The following is a 17,080-nucleotide window of genomic DNA, read 5'->3' as shown; positions in this document are numbered from 1 at the left end:
GCCCCGGGGGGAAGGGTGGTCAGCGTCGGCCCGCCAGCAGGGCGTCCACCGCGCGCGGCGAGAGCACCGAGTCGAGGGCGAGCCGGACGCAGCCCACGAGGCCGGCGCGCTCGCCGTACGTCGCGGGGAGCACCTGGAGGTCGCGTCCCGCCAGCGCCGTGGTGCCCGGGAAGAGCGTGTCCCGCAGGCCGGCGGAGAAGGTGTCGAACGCGCCGGCCATGTCCCCGCCGACGACGACGGCACGGGGGTTGAGGACGGTGACGGTCGCGGCCAGGGCCTCGCCCACCCGCCGGCCGGACTCGCGCACGATGGCGCGCGCCTCGCCGTCGCCGCGCACCGCCTGGGCGACCAGGTCCCGGACGTGGTCGACCTCCTGGCCCGCGTCGCGCAGCCGCTCGACGAGGGCCCAGCCACCGGCGACCGCCTCGAGGCAACCTGTGTCGCCGCAGCGGCAGGTCAGCCCGGCGGCGGCGGGGACCTTGACGTGGCCCAGCTCGCCGGCCGCCCCGCGGTGGCCGCGGAGCAGGTGCCCACCGGCCACGATGCCGAGCCCGAGCCCGGTCGACGCCTTGAGGACGAGCACGTCGTCGTGGTCGCGCAGGTGGCCGTCCCGCTCGGAGGCGGCCATCACGTTGCAGTCGTTGTCGAGGACGAGCGGGGCGCCGGTCACGCCGGTGAGGTAGTCCGCGAGCGGGACGCCGTCCCAGCCGGCCAGCGCCGGGGAGTCCACGCTGACCCCGCGCTCGCGGTCGACGGTCCCGGCCAGCGACAGGCCGACGCCGCGCACCTCGTCACCGGAGCGTCCGAGGCCGGCCAGCATCGCCGCCAGGTGCTCCGCGACGACGGGCATGAGCACGTCCGGCCCGAGGCCGACCTCCTGGTCGTGGCTGGCCGAGGCCAGCTCCGTGCCGTCCAGGGAGGCCACCGACATCTGCGAGCGACTGCGACCGACGGCCACCGCGAGCACCAGGCCGGCGTCGTTGTCGAGCACCAGCGTCGAGGCGGGACGACCGCCGGTGGCGGACTCCTCCTCCCCCTCCAGCACCAGCCCGGCGTCGGCCAGGGACGCGAGCCGCGCACTCACCGCCGTGCGGGACAGGCCGGTGACCCGACCCAGCTCGCCGCGCGTGGTCGCCCGGCCGGACCGGATCAGGTCGAGGAGGTCGCCGGCGGTGGCGCCGGGCGCCAGCAGCGGCGGAGTGGTCGCGGGGACGGGCCGGGAGGCGGACATGGTGCTGGGCATTCAAGCACTTCCCACTTCGGCACAACAAAAACCGAAGTTCTGTTGCTCATGTGCCTAACGATCCGTACGGTGGTCTTCCATGAACGGACCTTCGGTCGGCACCCCCGTGGAGCCCTGTGACTTCACCGTCTTCGGTGGCACCGGCGACCTCGCGCTCCGCAAGCTGCTCCCCGCCCTCTACCTCCGCGACCGTGACGGCCAGCTGCCCGACGGGTTCCGGATCATCGGCGTCTCCCGCGCCGACGTCGACGACGACGGCTACCGCGCGATGGTCGAGGGCGCGCTCGCCGAGCACGTCGCCCACGACGAGCTCGCCGACGACGTCGTACGCCGCCTCCTCGGCCGCCTCCACCACGTCACCCTCGACGTCGAGGACGTCGGCGCCTGGCACCGGCTGCACGACCGCCTCAAGGACGGCGCCGCCGGCGAGGACGTGATCCGGGTGTTCTACCTCGCGGTCGCCCCCGCCCTCTTCGGCCCGATCTGCGAGCACCTCGACCAGGTCGGCCTGGCCACCGACCGCTCCCGCGTCGTGCTCGAGAAGCCGATCGGGACCGACCTCGCCACCGCCGAGACGATCAACGAGGCCGTCGGCCGGGTCTTCGACGAGTCGCACATCTTCCGCATCGACCACTACCTCGGCAAGGAGAGCGTCCAGAACCTCCTGGTCACGCGCTTCGCCAACACCTTCCTCGAGCCGCTGTGGAACAGCCACTGGGTCGACCACGTGCAGATCACCGTCTCGGAGGCGCTCGGCGTCGGCGAGCGGGGCTCCTACTACGACCGCTCCGGCGCGCTGCGCGACATGGTGCAGAACCACCTGCTCCAGCTGGTCTGCCTCGTCGCGATGGAGCCCCCGACGTACGTCGACCGCGAGACCGTGCGCGACGAGAAGCTCAAGGTCCTCCAGGCCCTGCGCCCGCTGACCCCCGAGCTCGTCGACCGCGACGTCGTCGCCGGCCAGTACGCCGCGGGTCTCAGCGGCGGGGTGCTGGCGCCGTCGTACGCCGACGAGGTCGGCCACGAGAGCAGCACCGAGACGTTCGTGGCGCTGCGGACCGAGGTGCAGAACTGGCGCTGGGCCGGGGTGCCGTTCTACCTCCGGACCGGCAAGCGGATGTCCGAGCGGGTCTCGGAGATCGTGGTGGTCTTCAAGGAGCCGCCGCACCCGATGTTCCCGCACAGCGAGGGGCCCACCGAGCCCAACCGGCTGCACATCCGCGTCCAGCCCGACGAGGGAATGCGGCTGCACATGACGGCCAAGGAGCCCGGCCCCGGCGGCATCCGGCTGCGCCCGGTCTCGCTGGACCTGAGCTACGCCACGGCCTTCGGCGGCCGCTCCCCCGACGCCTACGAGCGGCTCCTCATGGACGTCGTCCGCGGCAACACCACCCTGTTCATGCGCCGCGACGAGGTCGAGGCGGCATGGGCGTGGGTGACCCCCATCCTCGACCGCTGGTCCCGACCGTCGCACCGCCCGCGGCGCTACCCGGCCGGCACGCACGGACCCGTCGCCGCCGTCACGCTCCTCGAGCGCGACGGCCGATCCTGGCAGGAGACCGAATGAGCACCCAGAGCATCCACCCCGTCGTCAGCGAGGTCACCGAGCGGATCGCGCAGCGCAGCGCGGCCACCCGCGCGGCGTACCTCGCGCGCATCGACGCCGCCGCCGACAAGGGCCCGGCCCGGGGTCGGCTGGCCTGCGCCAACCTCGCGCACGGCTTCGCCGCCTCCGAGGAGCCGGTCCGCTCGGGCCTGCGCTCGGGCCGCAAGCCCAACGTGGCCATCGTGTCGTCGTACAACGACATGCTGTCGGCCCACCAGCCGTTCCGGGACGTCCCGGAGGTGCTCAAGAAGTCGGTCGTCCGGGCCGGCGGCCTGGCGCAGTTCGCCGGCGGCGTGCCCGCCATGTGCGACGGCATCACCCAGGGTCGCGCCGGCATGGAGCTGTCGCTCTTCAGCCGCGACCTGATCGCGATGTCGACCGCGGTCGCGCTCTCGCACGACATGTTCGACGCCACGATGATGCTCGGCGTCTGCGACAAGATCGTGCCCGGCCTGCTGATCGGGGCGCTGTCCTTCGGACACCTGCCCACCGTCTTCGTCCCGGCCGGTCCGATGACCTCGGGCCTGCCCAACGGTGAGAAGGCCCGGGTGCGCCAGCTGTACGCCGAGGGCAAGGTGGGCCGCGAGGAGCTGCTCGAGGCCGAGTCGCAGTCCTACCACTCGAAGGGCACGTGCACCTTCTACGGCACCGCCAACAGCAACCAGATGCTGATGGAGGTGATGGGCCTGCACCTGCCCGACGCCACGTTCGTGAACCCCGGCACCCCGCTGCGGGCCGCCCTGGACCGCGCCGCCGGCGAGCGCGCGGTCGCGATCACCGCCGCGGGTGGCGAGCCGACCCCGGTCGGCCACCTGGTCGACGAGAAGGCGATCGTCAACGCCTGCGTCGCGCTGCTCGCCACGGGCGGCTCCACCAACCACACGATGCACCTGGTCGCCATGGCGGCCGCCGCGGGCATCACGCTGACGTGGGACGACCTCTCGGACCTCTCCGCGGCCGTCCCGCTGCTCACCCGGATCTACCCCAACGGCACTGCGGACATCAACCACTTCGTGGCCGCGGGTGGCACGCCGTTCCTCCTCCACACCCTCCTCAAGCACGGCTACCTCCACGACGACGTGCTCACCGTGTCGGGCCGGGGCCTGTGGCGGCACACCCGCGAGGCCCGGCTCGACGGCGACACCGTGGTCTGGGAGGAGGGCCCCAAGTCCTCGCTCGACACGTCGGTGCTGCGTCCGGCCGACGACCCGTTCGCCCCCGACGGCGGGCTACGGATGCTGTCCGGTCGCCTCGGCCGTGCGGTCGTCAAGACCTCCGCGGTCAAGCCCGAGCACCGGGTCGTGACCGCCCCGGCGATGGTCTTCGACGACCAGGCCGACTTCCTCGCGGCCTTCGCCGAGGGGCTGCTGGACGGGCGCGACCTCGTCGCGGTGGTCCGCTACCAGGGCCCGGCCGCCAACGGCATGCCCGAGCTGCACAAGCTGATGCCCGCCCTCGGCGTGCTCCAGGACCGCGGGCAGAAGGTCGCGATCGTCACCGACGGCCGGATGTCGGGTGCGTCCGGCAAGGTGCCCGCGGCCATCCACGTCACCCCCGAGGCCGCCCTGGGCGGCCCGCTCGCCCGGGTGCGCGAGGGCGACCTGGTCACCGTCGACGCGGAGACCGGGCTGCTCGAGATCGACGTCGCGGACGCCGACTTCGACCGCCGCGAGGCCACCGGTCGCGCCCCGCACGACGTCGAGTGGGCCGGCACCGGCCGCGAGCTCTTCTCCGGCTTCCGGGCCATCGTCGGCACCGCCGAGACCGGCGCCAGCGTCATCCGTCCCCTGCCCGCCCCCACCGAGGAGGCCCCCCTTGCCCAGCACGTCTGAGTCACTGCTGTCCGTCGTCCCCGTGGTGCCGGTGGTCGTCATCGACGACCTCGCGCACGCGGTGCCCGTCGCCCGGGCGCTGGTCGCCGGCGGCCTGCCGGTGATCGAGCTGACCCTGCGCACCCCGGTCGCCCTCGACGCGATCGCGGCGATCGCCGCAGAGGTCCCCGAGATCCTGGTCGGCGCCGGCACCATCGTGACGCCGGGCCAGGTCAAGCGGGCCGCGGACTCGGGCGCGCAGTTCCTCGTGTCCCCCGGCTCGACGCCGACGCTGCTCGGCGCGATGGGCGACTCCGGCCTCCCGTTCCTGCCGGGCACGGCGACGGTCTCGGAGGCGCTGGCCGTCCTCGAGGCCGGCCACACCGAGATGAAGTTCTTCCCGGCCGAGGCGTCCGGCGGTGCGGCCTACCTGAAGTCGATCGCCTCCCCGCTGCCGGCCGCGCGCTTCTGCCCGACCGGCGGGATCACCGCCGCCTCGGCGCCGTCCTACCTCGCGCTGCCCAACGTCGGCTGCGTCGGCGGCTCGTGGCTCACCCCCGCCGACGCGCTGGCGACCGGCGACTGGGACCGGGTCCGCGCCCTGGCCGCGGAGGCCGCGGCACTGGGCTGAGGCGGTCCGGGCCGCGGCCCGGGCTCAGGCCCAGACGCCGCTGGCCCCGCGCCGGTGGCAGCCGACGAGGTGGTCGTCGACGATGCCGACGGCCTCCATCAGGGCATACATCGTCGTCGGCCCGACGTGCGCGAAGCCGGCCTTCTTGAGGGCCTTGCTCAGCGCGACCGACTCGGGCGAGGTCGTTGCCATCTCCCCGGTGCGCTCCGGCTCGGGCGTCGTGTCGGGCCGGAAGGACCAGATGAACGCCTCGAGGCCACCACGCTCCCGCAACGCCACGGTGGCCCGGGCGTTGGCGACCGCCGCCTCGATCTTGCGGCGGTTGCGCACGATGCGCGGCTCGACCATCAGCCGCTCGACGTCGCCCTCGTCGTACGCCGCGACGACGTCGGCGTCGAAGCCGGCGAAGACCTCGCGGAACGCCTCGCGCTTGTTGAGGATGGTCAGCCAGGAGAGCCCGGACTGGAACGCCTCCAGCGTCAGCCGCTCGAGGTGGGCCGCCTCACCACTGACCCGAAGGCCCCACTCGGTGTCGTGGTAGGCCCGGTTGACCGGGTCGCCGGCCGCCCAGGGACAGCGCGCGAGGCCGTCGTCGCCGATCACGGGTGCGCTCATGGCGCCATCCTCGCGCACGCCACCGACACCGGGACGCGTTGCGACCTGCGGTCGTGGGTGCCGCAGGTCGCAGGTCGGATCAGGAGCGGTACTCGGGGTTCTCGAAGTCGAACCGCGAGCCGGCGTCCCACGCGGTGCGGCTGTTGCCGCCCACCGGGAAGCCACCGCCGAGGAGCCGGGCGGTGTGCATGAGGTTCCACGTCATGAAGGTCGTGTTGCGGTTGGTGAAGTCGTTCTCCGGCCCGCCGCTGCCCTCGTCGAGGTACGACGGACCCGGTCCGGCCTCGCCGATCCAGCCCGCGTCGGCGTTGGGCGCGATGGTGCAGCCGAGGTGCTGGAGGCTGTAGAGCAGGTTGCTCGCGCAGTGCTTGATGCCGTCCTCGTTGCCCGTGATGAGGCAGCCGCCGACCTTGCCGTAGTAGGCGTACTGGCCGCGGTCGTTGAGCTCGCCGGACATCGCGTAGAGCCGCTCGACGACGCGCTTGGTGACGCTGGAGTTGTCGCCGAGCCAGATCGGGCCGGCGAGCACGATGATGTCGGCCGCGCGCACCGTCTCCCAGATCGCCGGCCAGTCGTCGCGGGCCGCGCCGTGCTCGGTCATGTCGGGGTAGACGCCGGGCGCGATGTCGTGGTCGACCGCACGGACGACGTCGACGTGCACGCCGTGCTTGCGCATGATCGCGGCACTCGCCTCGATCAGGCCGTCGGTGTGGCTGAGGTCCGGGCTCGGCTTGAGGGTGCCGTTGAGGAAGACCGCCCGGAGGCCGTCGAACTCGAGGTCGCGGGGTGCGTCGGATCGCTGGTCGCTCATGCTCCGAGCCTGCACGGTGTGACCAAGCGGGTAGGTTCGTCAGCGTGATCGAGCTGACCGAGGGCCAGGAGCTCAGCCTCTCCACCGACGAGGGCACACCCCTCACCCGCCTGCAGATGGCCGTCGGGTGGGAGCACACCCACACGGCCGGCTTCGCGGGCTCGGGCTCCGCGCCGGTCGACCTCGACGCCTCGGCCGTGCAGTTCGCCGGCGGCGCGCTTTTCGACCTCGCGTTCTTCAACCACCTGTCCACCCGCGACGGCTCGGTCGTCCACCTCGGTGACAACACCACCGGCAAGGGCGAGGGCGACGACGAGGTGCTCACCGTCGACCTGTCGAAGGTCTACGGCAAGGTGGACTCGATCGTGTTCCTGGTGAGCAGCTACCAGGGCCACAGCCTCGAGTTCATCCGCAACGCCTACTGCCGCCTCGTCGACGACGCGGGCACCGAGCTGGCCCGCTTCACCCTCACCCTCGGTGTGCGCGAGACCGGGCTGGTGATGGCCGCCCTCCGTCGCGAGGGCGACGGCTGGAAGCTCCAGGCGATCGGGTCGGGCATCGCGCTCAAGACGCCGACCGACGACATCGCCGCCCTGCTGCCCTTCGCCTGAGACGCACCGCGTACGACGTCAGCGGCGCTCGCGCAGCCGGGCGTTCGGCAGGGCGGGGGCCGGTATCGGGGGCAGGTGGTCGCCGACCACGACGCCGTACCGTCCGGGACGGACGTCCTGGCTGTCGTCGACGCCGTCGACCTGCGCCTGCCACTCCTCGCGGAAGGCGACGACCTCCTCGTGGGTGCGGCCCACGAAGTTCCACCACATGACGATGGACTCCCCGAACGGCGGGCCGCCGAGCAGCAGCGCCCGCACGTCCTCGTGGGCCTCGACGGTGAGCGTGTCGCGACCGGGCGCGGCGTAGACGAGCTCGCCGGGCTTGCCTTCCTGGCCGTCGACGGTGGCCACCCCGCGGTCGAGGAGCAGGCCGTGCTCGAAGGCCTCGTCGACGTCGAGGACCAGCGTGGTGCCCGCGGCGATCACCAGCTCGGCGCCGAGGAGCGGGGTGTGGGTCGAGACCGGCGACGTGACCCCGAGCAGCGAGCCGAGGAAGACCCGCGCCTCCCACCCGTCGCCGGTGACCGGGTCGGGAGCGTGGTGCTCGAAGGCCGGCTCGACGTCGCGCGACTCCCCCGGCAGGGCCACCCACAGCTGGGCGCCGTGCAGCTCGGTGGTGCCGGGCGTCGACACCTCCGAGTGGCTGATCCCCCGCCCCGCGGTCATCAGGTTGACCTCGCCCGGGCGGACCATCGCGTGGTGGCCGGCCGAGTCGCGGTGCTCGATCTCGCCGGTGAAGAGCCAGCTCACCGTCTGGAGCCCGGTGTGCGGGTGCGGGGCGACCGACATGCCGCCGGTGTCGGCGACCCGGTCGGGGCCGTAGTGGTCGACGAAGCACCACGCGCCGATGAGCGACCGGCCGCGCTGCGGCAGCGTGCGGCGTACGGTCATCGCCCGCGGCCCCCCGAGCGGGACCTCCCGCGGTGCCAGCACCTCGACACCGCAGGCGGTGTCCCCGGCCGCCAGGGCCAGCTCGTCGGGGTCGCGCTCGGGGTTGGTCATGTCGTCCTCAGGCCAGGTGGTGCGGCTCGTCGGTGCGCTCGGAGCCGGTCCCCTGGTCGGGCGACCCGTGGCCGTCCCCGCCGTCGGTGCCCGGCCGGTCGAGGCGCACCACCACGGACTTGGAGACGGGGGTGTTGCTCTTCTCCGCGGTCGAGTCGAGCGGCACCAGCGGGTTGGTCTCCGGGTAGTAGGCGGCCGCGCAACCGCGGGGCTGGTCGTAGGACACGATGCGGAAGGACCGCGCCACCCGCTCGCTGCCGTCGCGCCACTCGCTCACCAGGTCGATGACGTCGCCGTCGACGAAGCCGAGCTCACGGACGTCCTCGGGGTTGACGAACACCACCCGACGGCCGCCCTTGACGCCGCGGTAGCGGTCGTCGAGGCCGTAGATCGTGGTGTTGAACTGGTCGTGCGAGCGCAGCGTCTGCAGCAGCAGCCGGCCGCGGGGCACGTCGAGCACCTCCAGCGGGGTGGCGGTCATGACCGCACGCCGGCTCTCGGTCTCGAAGACGCGGTTGTCGCGGGGCGGGTGCGGCAGCACGAAGCCGCCGGGCTGGTCGACCTTCTCGTCGTACGACGCGCAGCCGGGCACGACGCGGGCGATCCGGCGACGGATCTCGGTGTAGTCGGACCGGAAGTCCGCCCACGGGATCGGCGAGTCCTCGCCGAGGGTGGCCAGCGCCATCGAGCAGACGATGTCGACCTCGGAGCGCAGGTGCTCCGAGGGCGGGTCGAGCGGACCGCGCGAGGCGTGCACGGCCGACATGGAGTCCTCGACGGTGACCCGCTGGGCGCGGCCGCCCGTCATGTCCTTCTCGCTGCGGCCCAGGGCCGGGAGGATCAGCGCCTCGCCGCCGTGGACGACGTGCGAGCGGTTGAGCTTGGTGGAGACGTGCACCGTGAGCGCGGCGTTGCGCATCGCGGCCTCGGTGGCCTCGGTGTCGGGGGCCGCGGCCACGAAGTTGCCGCCCATCGCGAAGAACACGCGGGCCTTGCCGTCGCGCAGGGCCCGGATGGAGTCCACCGTGTCGTGGCCGTGCTCGCGCGGCGGGTCGAAGCCGAACTCGTCGCGGATCGCGTCGAGGAAGTGGTCCGGCACCCGCTCCCAGATGCCCATGGTGCGGTCGCCCTGGACGTTGGAGTGGCCGCGGACGGGGCACAGCCCGGCGCCCGGCTTGCCGATGTTGCCCTGCATCAGGGCGACGTTGACGATCTCCTTGATCGTGGCCACCGAGTTGTGGTGCTGGGTGATGCCCATCGCCCAGCAGGTGATCGTCGCCGGGGAGTCCGCGAACATCCGGGCCGCCTCGGTGACCTGCTCCCGGGTGAGGCCGGTCGCGGCCTCCACCTTGGTCCAGTCGAGGTCGGCGACGTGTGCGGCGTACGCCTCGAAGCCGGTGACGTACTCGTCGATGAAGTCGCGGTCGATCGCGTCCCACTCGAGGAGCAGCGAGCCGATCGCCTGGAAGAGGGCCATGTCGCCGTTGAGGCGGACGGGCAGGTGCAGGTCGGCGAGCGCGGTGCCGACGGCCACCCCCTTCGGGGTCTGCGGGTTCTTGAAGCGGACCAGCCCGGCCTCCTCGAGCGGGTTGACCGAGATGATCTTCGCGCCGTTCTGCTTGGCGATCTCGAGGGCGGACAGCATCCGCGGGTGGTTGGTGCCCGGGTTCTGCCCCACGACCACGAGCAGTTTGGCCTGGTGGATGTCCTCGAGGCTGACCGAGCCCTTGCCGATGCCGATGGTGTCGACGAGCGCGGAGCCCGACGACTCGTGGCACATGTTGGAGCAGTCGGGGAGGTTGTTGGTCCCGAAGGCCCGCACGAAGAGCTGGTAGACGAAGGCGGCCTCGTTGGAGGTCTTGCCCGACGTGTAGAAGATCGCCTGGTCGGGGTCGTCGAGGCGCCGCAGGTGCCCGGCGATGGTGGCGTGGGCGTCGTCCCACGAGATCGGCGTGTAGTGGGTGGCGCCGGGTCGCAGGACCATCGGCTCGGTCAGCCGGCCCTGCTTGCCCAGCCAGAACTCGGTGCGCCCGGCGAGGTCCTCCACGGAGTGGGTCGCGAAGAACTCCAGGTCCAGCAGCTGGCGGGTGGCTTCCTCGGCGACCGCCTTGGCGCCGTTCTCGCAGAACTCGGCGGGGTGCCGGTGGCCGGCGTCCGGGTCGGGCCAGGCGCAGCCCTGGCAGTCGAAGCCACCGACCTGGTTGAGCCGGGGCAGCGTCGCCGCGGTGCGGCGTACGCCCATCTGGCCGATCGCGCGGCGCATGGCCACGGCGACGGCCGTGACCCCGGCAGCGGCGTGGGCCGTCGACTCGACCTCGACCTCCGTCTCGTCGATGTCGCGGGTCGGCACCTGGCGGGCCTCGTTGCGCAGTCGGGCGGGCACGTCTCGCAGCTGGGAGAGGAGGGTCACGGCCCCATCCTGCCTCGCGGGTGGTGCGACGCACACCGCCCGGAGGGGTCCTGTCGTGCGGCGGCCACCTCGGGCTGGCAGTCCGTTCACCGGGCTGCGCCACGGTGCGCTCCATGCGGATCGCCCAGCTCGCCAACTTCATCGGCCCGGCCTCCGGCGGCATGAAGACCGCCGTTGCCGCCCTCGGCGAGGGGTACGCCGCCGCGGGCTGCCGCCGGCTGCTCGTGGTCCCCGGTCCGTACGACGCCCGCACCAGCTCGCCGGCCGGCGACGTGGTGCAGCTGCGCGCACCCCGGGTGGGAGGCGGCTACCGGCTGATCGTCGAGCCGTGGCGGGTGACCGACGTCCTCGAGGAGTGGCGCCCCACCTCGGTGGAGCTGAGCGACAAGCTGACCCTGCTGCCAGTGGCCCGTTGGGCGCGGCGCAACGGCGTGGGGTCGGTGCTGCTGTCCCACGAGCGGCTGAGCGACATGTTCGCGTCGAGGACCGGCCTCGACACCGCCTCCAAGGTCTCCATCGCCCTGCTCAACCGGGTCCTGGTGCGCAGCGTCGACACCGTGGTCGTGACCTCGCGCTACGCCGAGCGGGAGTTCACCCGGGCCGCGGACCAGGTCGGCTGCCCGGTCGTGCGGGTGCCGCTCGGGGTCGACCTCGACACGTTCCGTCCGCACACGACGCCCCCTGTGCCGGACGGCGGCCCGCTCCGGCTGACCCACGTCGGCCGGCTGTCGCGGGAGAAGAGCCCGCACCTCGCCGTGGCCACGGCCGTCGAGCTGCACCGGCGCGGGGTGCCCGTCCGGCTGGACGTCTACGGCGACGGCCCGCACCGGGCCGAGCTGGTGGACGTGGCCGGCGGCGCTCCGGTGACGTTCCACGGCTTCGTCGAGGGACGGGACGACCTCAGCCGGCGGATCGGTGCCGCCGACGTGGCGCTCTCGGCGTGCCCCACCGAGACCTTCGGGCTCGCCGTGCTGGAGGCGCTGGCCAGCGGCACGCCCGTCGTCACGGCCGACCGGGGCGGGGCGCGCGAGCTCGTCGACGCGTCGTCCGGCGGCTGGGGCAGCCCGCAGCCGGCGGCCCTCGCGGACGCGGTGCTCGAGGTGGCGCGCCGCCCGGCGGCCGGGCGCCGTGCCGCCGCGCGGGCCCGCGCCGAGCAGTTTCCGTGGTCGGCGACGGTCGACTCCCTGCTCGCCGTCCACGATGACCTCGCGGGCGCCGTCCGCGTCGCCTGACGTCACCCGACCCGGCAGGACGTCGGCCGTGACGAACGTCGCGTCCGGGAATGCGTGGTGCGGGGCACCCGTTGGGCCCTCCGTGACCGACCTCTTCTCGCCCCTGGACCTCGGTGCCGTCACGGCCCGCAACCGCGTCTTCATGGCCCCGCTCACCCGGCAGCGCGCCGAGCAGCCGGGCGACCTGCCGTCGCGGCACGCGGTCGACTACTACCGCCAGCGGGCCAGCGCCGGCCTGGTCATCAGCGAGGGCACCCAGATCAGCCCGGAGGGCAAGGGGTATGCCGACACCCCCGGCATCCACAGCGCCGAGCAGGTCGCCGGGTGGCGCGAGGTCACCGACGCCGTCCACGCGGAGGGCGGGCTCATCGCCGCCCAGCTGTGGCACACCGGCCGGGTCGACCACGAGTCGCTGCACGACGGCGCCCTGCCCGTGTCGGCGACCGACAAGCCCTTCCGCTCGCGCACCAGTCTGGTCGACCCCGACGGCGCCGTCTTCCGGGCCGACTGCCCGACGCCGCGCGCGCTGGCGACCGACGAGCTCCCCCGGCTCGTCGAGGACTACGCCGCCGCCACCCGCAACGCCCGCGACGCCGGCTTCGACCTGGTCGAGATCCACGGCGCCCACGGCTACCTGCTGCACCAGTTCCTGAGCTCCACCGTCAACGACCGCACCGACGGCTGGGGCGGCGACCTCGCCGGTCGGCTGCGGCTGCCGCTCGCCGTCGTCGACGCGGTGGCGGACGCCTGGTCGCCGGACCGGGTCGGCATCCGCATCTCCCCGACGGGGGCGTTCAACGGCCTCGAGGACCCGGACGGCGACGTCACCGGGCTCGCCCTGGCCCGCGAGCTGTCGTCGCGCGGGCTCGCCTTCCTGCACCTCTCCGAGCCCGACTGGGCCGGCGGGGTGCCGCTCACCGACGCGTTCCGCGACGAGCTGCGCGCGTCGTACGACGGGGTGATCGTCGGGGCCGGTGCCTACGACAAGGACAAGGCCGAGCAGATGCTGCAGCGCGGCTGGATCGACGCCGCGGCCTTCGGCCGCACGTTCATCGCCAACCCCGACCTCCCGCGCCGGCTCGAGGAGTCGCTGCCGCTCAACGAGCAGGACCGGTCGACCTTCTACGGCGGTGGCGCGGCCGGGTACGTCGACTACCCGGCGTACGCGGGCGCCTGAGCGCTTATTGCGTCGCGCACCGTCGGTGCGGGCGCCTAGGCTGATCGTCCGATGCAGGACTTCCCACCCCGGATCGCGACGTTCTTCTCGGGCACGAGCGACGCACCCACGCCGGACCCCGACACCCGATCGCCCGCGGCGTTCCTGCGATGGATGCTCCGCCAGCAGTGGCAGGTCATCGTCCTGTCCTCGCTGGCCTGCCTGCTGTGGCTGATGCCGTTGACCTTCGGCCCCTACATCTTCGGCCGGGCCGTCGACGACGGCATCCTCGGCGGCTCGACCGCCGACCTGCTGACCTGGGCCGGCGTGATGCTGGGCGTGGTCATCGTCGGCGGCGTCTTCGGCGTCGTCTTCCACACGCTGGTCGTGAGGAGCTGGCTCATCAGCCTCTACGGCACCACCCAGATGGTGACGCGCAAGATCGCCCAGATGGGCCACGTGCTACCGCGCCGCTCGCCGACCGGTGAGGTGCTCAGCGTCGCGTCGAGCGACTCCGACGAGTTCGGTGCGCTGACCGAGATCCTGGCGCGGTCGGCGGCCCAGCTCGTCTCCTACCTGACCGTCGCGGCCATCGTGCTGTCGATGTCGTGGCAGCTCGGCGTGCTCGTGCTGGTCGCGGCGCCGGTGCTCCTCGGCGCCGCCCTGCCGCTGCTCCGGCCGCTGCACCGCCGCCAGCAGACCGAGCGCAGCCGCAACTCCGAGCTGACCTCGATGGCCACCGACATCGTGGCCGGGCTGCGCATCCTGCGCGGCATCGGCGGCGAGGAGACCTTCGGCCGCAACTACGCCGTCCAGTCCCAGTCGGCCCGCAGGGCCGGCGTCTCGTCGGGCATCTGGCAGGCGGCGGTCGAGGCCGTCGGGGTCCTGCTCTCCGGCATCTTCCTGGTCAGCCTCGTCTGGCTCGGCACCCGGCAGGTCAACGCCGGTGAGCTCAGCGTCGGCCAGCTGGTGAGCTTCCTGGGCTACGGGCTCTTCATGGTCGGCCCGATCCGCACGTTCTTCGAGCTCGCCCAGAAGTCCACGCGGGCCCTGGTGAGCGCCCGCCGGGCGATCGCGATCTTCGAGCAGCGCCCGCCGTGGCGCGAGCCCGCCGACCCGGTCCCGCTCGACGGCCGCGCCGAGATCGTCGACGACCTCAGCGGCTTCACCGCCCACCCCGGCCTGCTGACCGTCGTCGTCAGTGCGGTGCCCGAGCAGAGCGCGGCGCTGGCCGACCGGCTCGGGCGCTACCTGCCGCCCGACACCGACCCGGTCGGCGAGGACGACGCCGACGGCCTCAAGGGCCGCGCGGCCCGCCGGGCCCGGGCCGACCGCGAGCGCCGTCGCGCCCGCATCGCCGCGCGCGACGAGGAGGCCGCGACCCGGGCGTGGGGCGTGCGGCTGGGCGGCGTCGACCTGTCGGCGGCGCGCCTCGACGACGTACGCCGCCAGGTGCTGGTCAGCGACACCGGCAGCGGCCTCTTCGCCGGCACCCTCCAGGACGCCATCGACCCGCACGGCCGGTTGACCCGCGAGCAGGCCGAGGAGGCGCTGCGCATCGCCAACGCCGAGGACGTCTACGACGCGCTGCCCGAGGGCTGGCAGGGACAGCTCGACGAGCGCGGTCGCGGGCTCTCCGGCGGCCAGCGGCAGCGCGTGGTGCTCGCCCGCGCCCTCGCCGTCGACGCGCCGATCCTCGTCCTGGTCGAGCCCACCTCCGCCGTCGACGCCCACACCGAGGCGCGCATCGCCGCGCGGGTGAGCGACCTGCGCCGGGGCCGCACGACCGTCGTCTGCACGGTGTCGCCGCTCTGGCTGCACCACGCCGACCGGGTCGTCCTGCTCCGGGACGGGATCGTCGTCGCCGACGGCGAGCACGCCGACCTGCTCGAGCACGATGCCGACTACCGCAGCGTCGTGGTCCGCTCGCTCGACGACCACGACGAGCTGGGCGAGGGGGTCCCGCGATGACCGACCTGCTGGCGACCTCGCCCGACACCTGGCGCGACCGGACCCTCGACCCGCCCGTGATCCCGCCCGAGCTGCATCCGCCCGTCGACGCGTCGCCGGCGGAGCGCAACCGGGCCCTGTGGGCGCGTCACGACCTGCGACGGCAGCGGGCCGAGGACGTCTACGACGCCTCGCGCAACCCCGTGCGCGGGTGGCCGGTGTCCGGCAACCGCGCCGTGCTCGCGTTCTTCCGAGACCTGCTGACCAGCCGCAAGGGCATGTTCGCCGCGCTCGTGGCCTTCAACGCGCTCGCCGCCGCCACCGGCCTGGTGGTGCCCCGTCTGCTGGGCGAGCTGGTCAACACCACCGTCGACGGCGGCGGCCTGCCGCTCGACACGCTCGCCCTGGCCATCGTCGGCGTCGTGCTGCTCCAGGCGGCGTTCACGTTCATCGCGCAGCGCACCTCCACGATCTTCGGCCAGGACCTGCTCTCGACGGCCCGCGAGTACATCGTGCGCACGATCCTGCGGCTGCCACTCGGGGCGGTGGAGAGCGCCAGCACCGGCGACCTCGTCACCCGCGTCACGCGCGACGTCGGCACGATGAGCCGCTCGGTCCAGTACGGCCTGCCGATGGCCATCATCTCGCTGCTGACGGTCGTCCTCTCGATCGGCGCGATGCTGCTCAACTCCGTGGTCCTCGCGGTACCGGCGCTGCTCACCTTCGCCACCTCGGCCCCCGCCGTGCGCCGCTACCTGCGGCGCGCACCCAAGGGCTACATCACCGAGGGCGCGACCTACTCCCGCATCAACACGACGCTCACCGAGACCGTCGAGGGCGCCCGCACCCTCGAGGCGCTGGGCCTCTCCGGGGAGCGGGTCCGCGCCGGCGACGACGACATCGAGGTGTCGGCACAGGCCGAGCGCTACGGCATGACGCTGCGCAACGTGCTCTTCACGGCGCTCAACTTCGCCTTCCAGACGCCGCGGGTGATCACCCTGCTGGTCGGCGCCTACGCCTACACGCGCGGGTGGGTCGACCTCGGCCAGATCACCGCCGCCGTCCTCTACGTCGAGGCGCTGGGCGACCCGCTCGACCGGCTGATCGGGGAGGTCGACCGCCTGCAGGTCGGTGCCGCGTCGACGAGCCGGCTGCTCGGCATCGCCGAGGTCCGGCCCGACCGCGAGGCCGGCGACCGGCTGCCCGACGGCACCGACCTGGTCGGCGACGACCTCCGCTTCGCCTACCGCAAAGGACACGACGTGCTGCACGGCGTCGACCTGCGCCTCGGCGTCGGGGAGCGCCTGGCCATCGTGGGGCCGAGCGGCTCGGGCAAGTCGACGCTGGGTCGGCTGCTCTCGGGCATCAACAGGCCCCGGACCGGGTCGGCCAGCGTCGGCGGGGTCGAGCTGGTCGACCTGCCGCTGGAGGTGCTGCGCACCGAGGTCGCGCTCGTCACCCAGGAGCACCACGTCTTCATCGGCTCGGTGCGGGACAACATCGTGCTGGCCCGCGAGGGCTCCGACGACGACGCCGTGCGCGAGGCGCTGCGGGCCGTCGGCTCGCTGCTCTGGGTCGAGCGGCTGCCGCAGGGCCTCGACACCGTGATCGGCTCCGGCCGCTACTCCCTGACTCCGGCGCAGGCCCAGCAGGTCGCATTGGCGCGGCTGATCATCGCCGACCCGCACACGCTGGTCCTCGACGAGGCGACCTCGCTGATCGACCCGCGGACCGCGCGCACCCTCGAGGGCTCGATGAACAACCTGCTCGAGGGTCGCACCGTCGTCGCGATCGCCCACCGGCTGCACACGGCCCACGACGCCGACCGCATCGCGGTGGTGATCGACGGCCGCATCGTGGAGCTCGGCAGCCACCACGAGCTCGTCGAGCTCGACGGCGAGTACGCCGCGCTCTGGCGCGCCTGGACCTCCTGAAACCCCCGTCCGACCGGTGGGTGTGGCTTCGGTGTCACCTGGTGACACCGAAGCCACACCCAGCTGCG

General features: G+C 73.4%; 13 protein-coding genes. 8 read left to right on the top strand and 5 right to left on the bottom strand.

Annotation, left to right across the window (positions count from 1 at the left end; all coding sequences use genetic code 11):
- Positions 1-19 precede the first annotated feature (19 nt).
- Positions 20-1,243: an ROK family transcriptional regulator gene (locus DAE25_RS01795; protein WP_234410789.1), complete on the bottom strand. Its 1,224-nt coding sequence runs from the start codon at positions 1,241-1,243 to the stop codon at positions 20-22.
- Between the two features lie 79 nt (positions 1,244-1,322).
- Here DAE25_RS01795 and zwf point away from each other — a divergent pair, with 79 nt between their 5' ends.
- From zwf to eda, 3 genes are read left to right on the top strand one after another with little or no spacing between them, the layout of a single operon-like run.
- Positions 1,323-2,810, top strand: a complete 1,488-nt coding sequence (gene zwf / locus DAE25_RS01790) for a glucose-6-phosphate dehydrogenase (protein WP_107764523.1) — start codon at positions 1,323-1,325, stop codon at positions 2,808-2,810.
- Entirely contained in the window at positions 2,807-4,681 is a 1,875-nt protein-coding gene (gene edd, locus DAE25_RS01785) for a phosphogluconate dehydratase (RefSeq protein WP_107764522.1), read from the top strand. Before zwf ends, edd begins: the two co-directional genes overlap by 4 nt.
- A complete protein-coding gene (gene eda / locus DAE25_RS01780) occupies positions 4,665-5,291 on the top strand; it encodes a bifunctional 4-hydroxy-2-oxoglutarate aldolase/2-dehydro-3-deoxy-phosphogluconate aldolase (protein WP_234410788.1) in 627 nt (208 codons plus the stop codon). Before edd ends, eda begins: the two co-directional genes overlap by 17 nt.
- 24 nt (positions 5,292-5,315) lie before the next feature.
- Here the strand turns inward: eda and DAE25_RS01775 are convergent, their stop codons facing one another.
- Both DAE25_RS01775 and DAE25_RS01770 read right to left on the bottom strand, forming a co-directional pair.
- Positions 5,316-5,906 carry a DNA-3-methyladenine glycosylase I gene (locus tag DAE25_RS01775; protein WP_107764521.1) on the bottom strand — a complete coding sequence of 197 codons (591 nt, stop codon included), beginning with the start codon at positions 5,904-5,906 and terminating at the stop codon, positions 5,316-5,318.
- A gap of 79 nt (positions 5,907-5,985) precedes the next feature.
- The gene (locus DAE25_RS01770; RefSeq protein ID WP_107764520.1) at positions 5,986-6,717 is read right to left on the bottom strand and encodes a flavodoxin family protein; all 732 of its coding nucleotides are present in this window, start codon (positions 6,715-6,717) and stop codon (positions 5,986-5,988) included.
- A gap of 44 nt (positions 6,718-6,761) precedes the next feature.
- Here DAE25_RS01770 and DAE25_RS01765 point away from each other — a divergent pair, with 44 nt between their 5' ends.
- On the top strand, positions 6,762-7,328 hold the full coding sequence (locus tag DAE25_RS01765; protein ID WP_159083514.1) for a TerD family protein: 567 nt from the start codon (positions 6,762-6,764) through the stop codon (positions 7,326-7,328).
- Positions 7,329-7,346: 18 nt separating this feature from the next.
- On the opposite strand, the gene DAE25_RS01760 is transcribed toward DAE25_RS01765, so the two are convergent.
- Both DAE25_RS01760 and DAE25_RS01755 read right to left on the bottom strand, forming a co-directional pair.
- The gene (locus tag DAE25_RS01760) at positions 7,347-8,330 is read right to left on the bottom strand and encodes a pirin family protein (RefSeq protein ID WP_107764518.1); all 984 of its coding nucleotides are present in this window, start codon (positions 8,328-8,330) and stop codon (positions 7,347-7,349) included.
- Between the two features lie 7 nt (positions 8,331-8,337).
- Entirely contained in the window at positions 8,338-10,740 is a 2,403-nt protein-coding gene (locus DAE25_RS01755) for an FdhF/YdeP family oxidoreductase (RefSeq protein WP_267895240.1), read from the bottom strand.
- A gap of 113 nt (positions 10,741-10,853) precedes the next feature.
- Between DAE25_RS01755 and DAE25_RS01750 the strand changes: the two genes are divergently transcribed.
- The 4 genes from DAE25_RS01750 to DAE25_RS01735 all read left to right on the top strand — a co-directional run bounded on the left by DAE25_RS01750 (position 10,854) and on the right by DAE25_RS01735 (position 17,012).
- The gene (locus DAE25_RS01750; RefSeq protein WP_107764517.1) at positions 10,854-11,972 is read left to right on the top strand and encodes a glycosyltransferase; all 1,119 of its coding nucleotides are present in this window, start codon (positions 10,854-10,856) and stop codon (positions 11,970-11,972) included.
- Positions 11,973-12,054: 82 nt separating this feature from the next.
- The gene (gene nemA, locus DAE25_RS01745; protein ID WP_234410787.1) at positions 12,055-13,149 is read left to right on the top strand and encodes an N-ethylmaleimide reductase; all 1,095 of its coding nucleotides are present in this window, start codon (positions 12,055-12,057) and stop codon (positions 13,147-13,149) included.
- Positions 13,150-13,200: 51 nt separating this feature from the next.
- Positions 13,201-15,099 (top strand): ABC transporter ATP-binding protein, encoded by a 1,899-nt coding sequence (locus DAE25_RS01740; protein ID WP_107764515.1) that lies wholly within the window; start codon positions 13,201-13,203, stop codon positions 15,097-15,099.
- The gene (locus DAE25_RS01735; RefSeq protein ID WP_107764514.1) at positions 15,096-17,012 is read left to right on the top strand and encodes an ABC transporter ATP-binding protein; all 1,917 of its coding nucleotides are present in this window, start codon (positions 15,096-15,098) and stop codon (positions 17,010-17,012) included. The genes DAE25_RS01740 and DAE25_RS01735 overlap by 4 nt, the downstream gene beginning before the upstream one ends.
- Positions 17,013-17,080: the final 68 nt, after the last annotated feature.

The sequence above is a fragment of the Nocardioides terrigena genome (assembly GCF_003047265.1).
In the GTDB taxonomy this organism is placed as follows: Bacteria; Actinomycetota; Actinomycetes; order Propionibacteriales; family Nocardioidaceae; genus Nocardioides; species Nocardioides terrigena.
This window is presented reverse-complemented; position numbering and strand designations above follow the sequence as displayed.

Bases quoted from the DNA above. Each gene is read 5' to 3' on its own strand.
- zwf (WP_107764523.1), top strand. From the start codon at position 1,323: ATGAACGGACCTTCGGTCGGCACCCCCGTGGAGCCCTGTGACTTCACC.
- DAE25_RS01795 (WP_234410789.1), bottom strand. From the start codon at position 1,243: ATGCCCAGCACCATGTCCGCCTCCCGGCCCGTCCCCGCGACCACTCCG.
- DAE25_RS01740 (WP_107764515.1), top strand. From the start codon at position 13,201: ATGCAGGACTTCCCACCCCGGATCGCGACGTTCTTCTCGGGCACGAGC.
- edd (WP_107764522.1), top strand. From the start codon at position 2,807: ATGAGCACCCAGAGCATCCACCCCGTCGTCAGCGAGGTCACCGAGCGG.
- DAE25_RS01770 (WP_107764520.1), bottom strand. From the start codon at position 6,717: ATGAGCGACCAGCGATCCGACGCACCCCGCGACCTCGAGTTCGACGGC.
- DAE25_RS01750 (WP_107764517.1), top strand. From the start codon at position 10,854: ATGCGGATCGCCCAGCTCGCCAACTTCATCGGCCCGGCCTCCGGCGGC.
- DAE25_RS01760 (WP_107764518.1), bottom strand. From the start codon at position 8,330: ATGACCAACCCCGAGCGCGACCCCGACGAGCTGGCCCTGGCGGCCGGG.
- DAE25_RS01735 (WP_107764514.1), top strand. From the start codon at position 15,096: ATGACCGACCTGCTGGCGACCTCGCCCGACACCTGGCGCGACCGGACC.
- DAE25_RS01775 (WP_107764521.1), bottom strand. From the start codon at position 5,906: ATGAGCGCACCCGTGATCGGCGACGACGGCCTCGCGCGCTGTCCCTGG.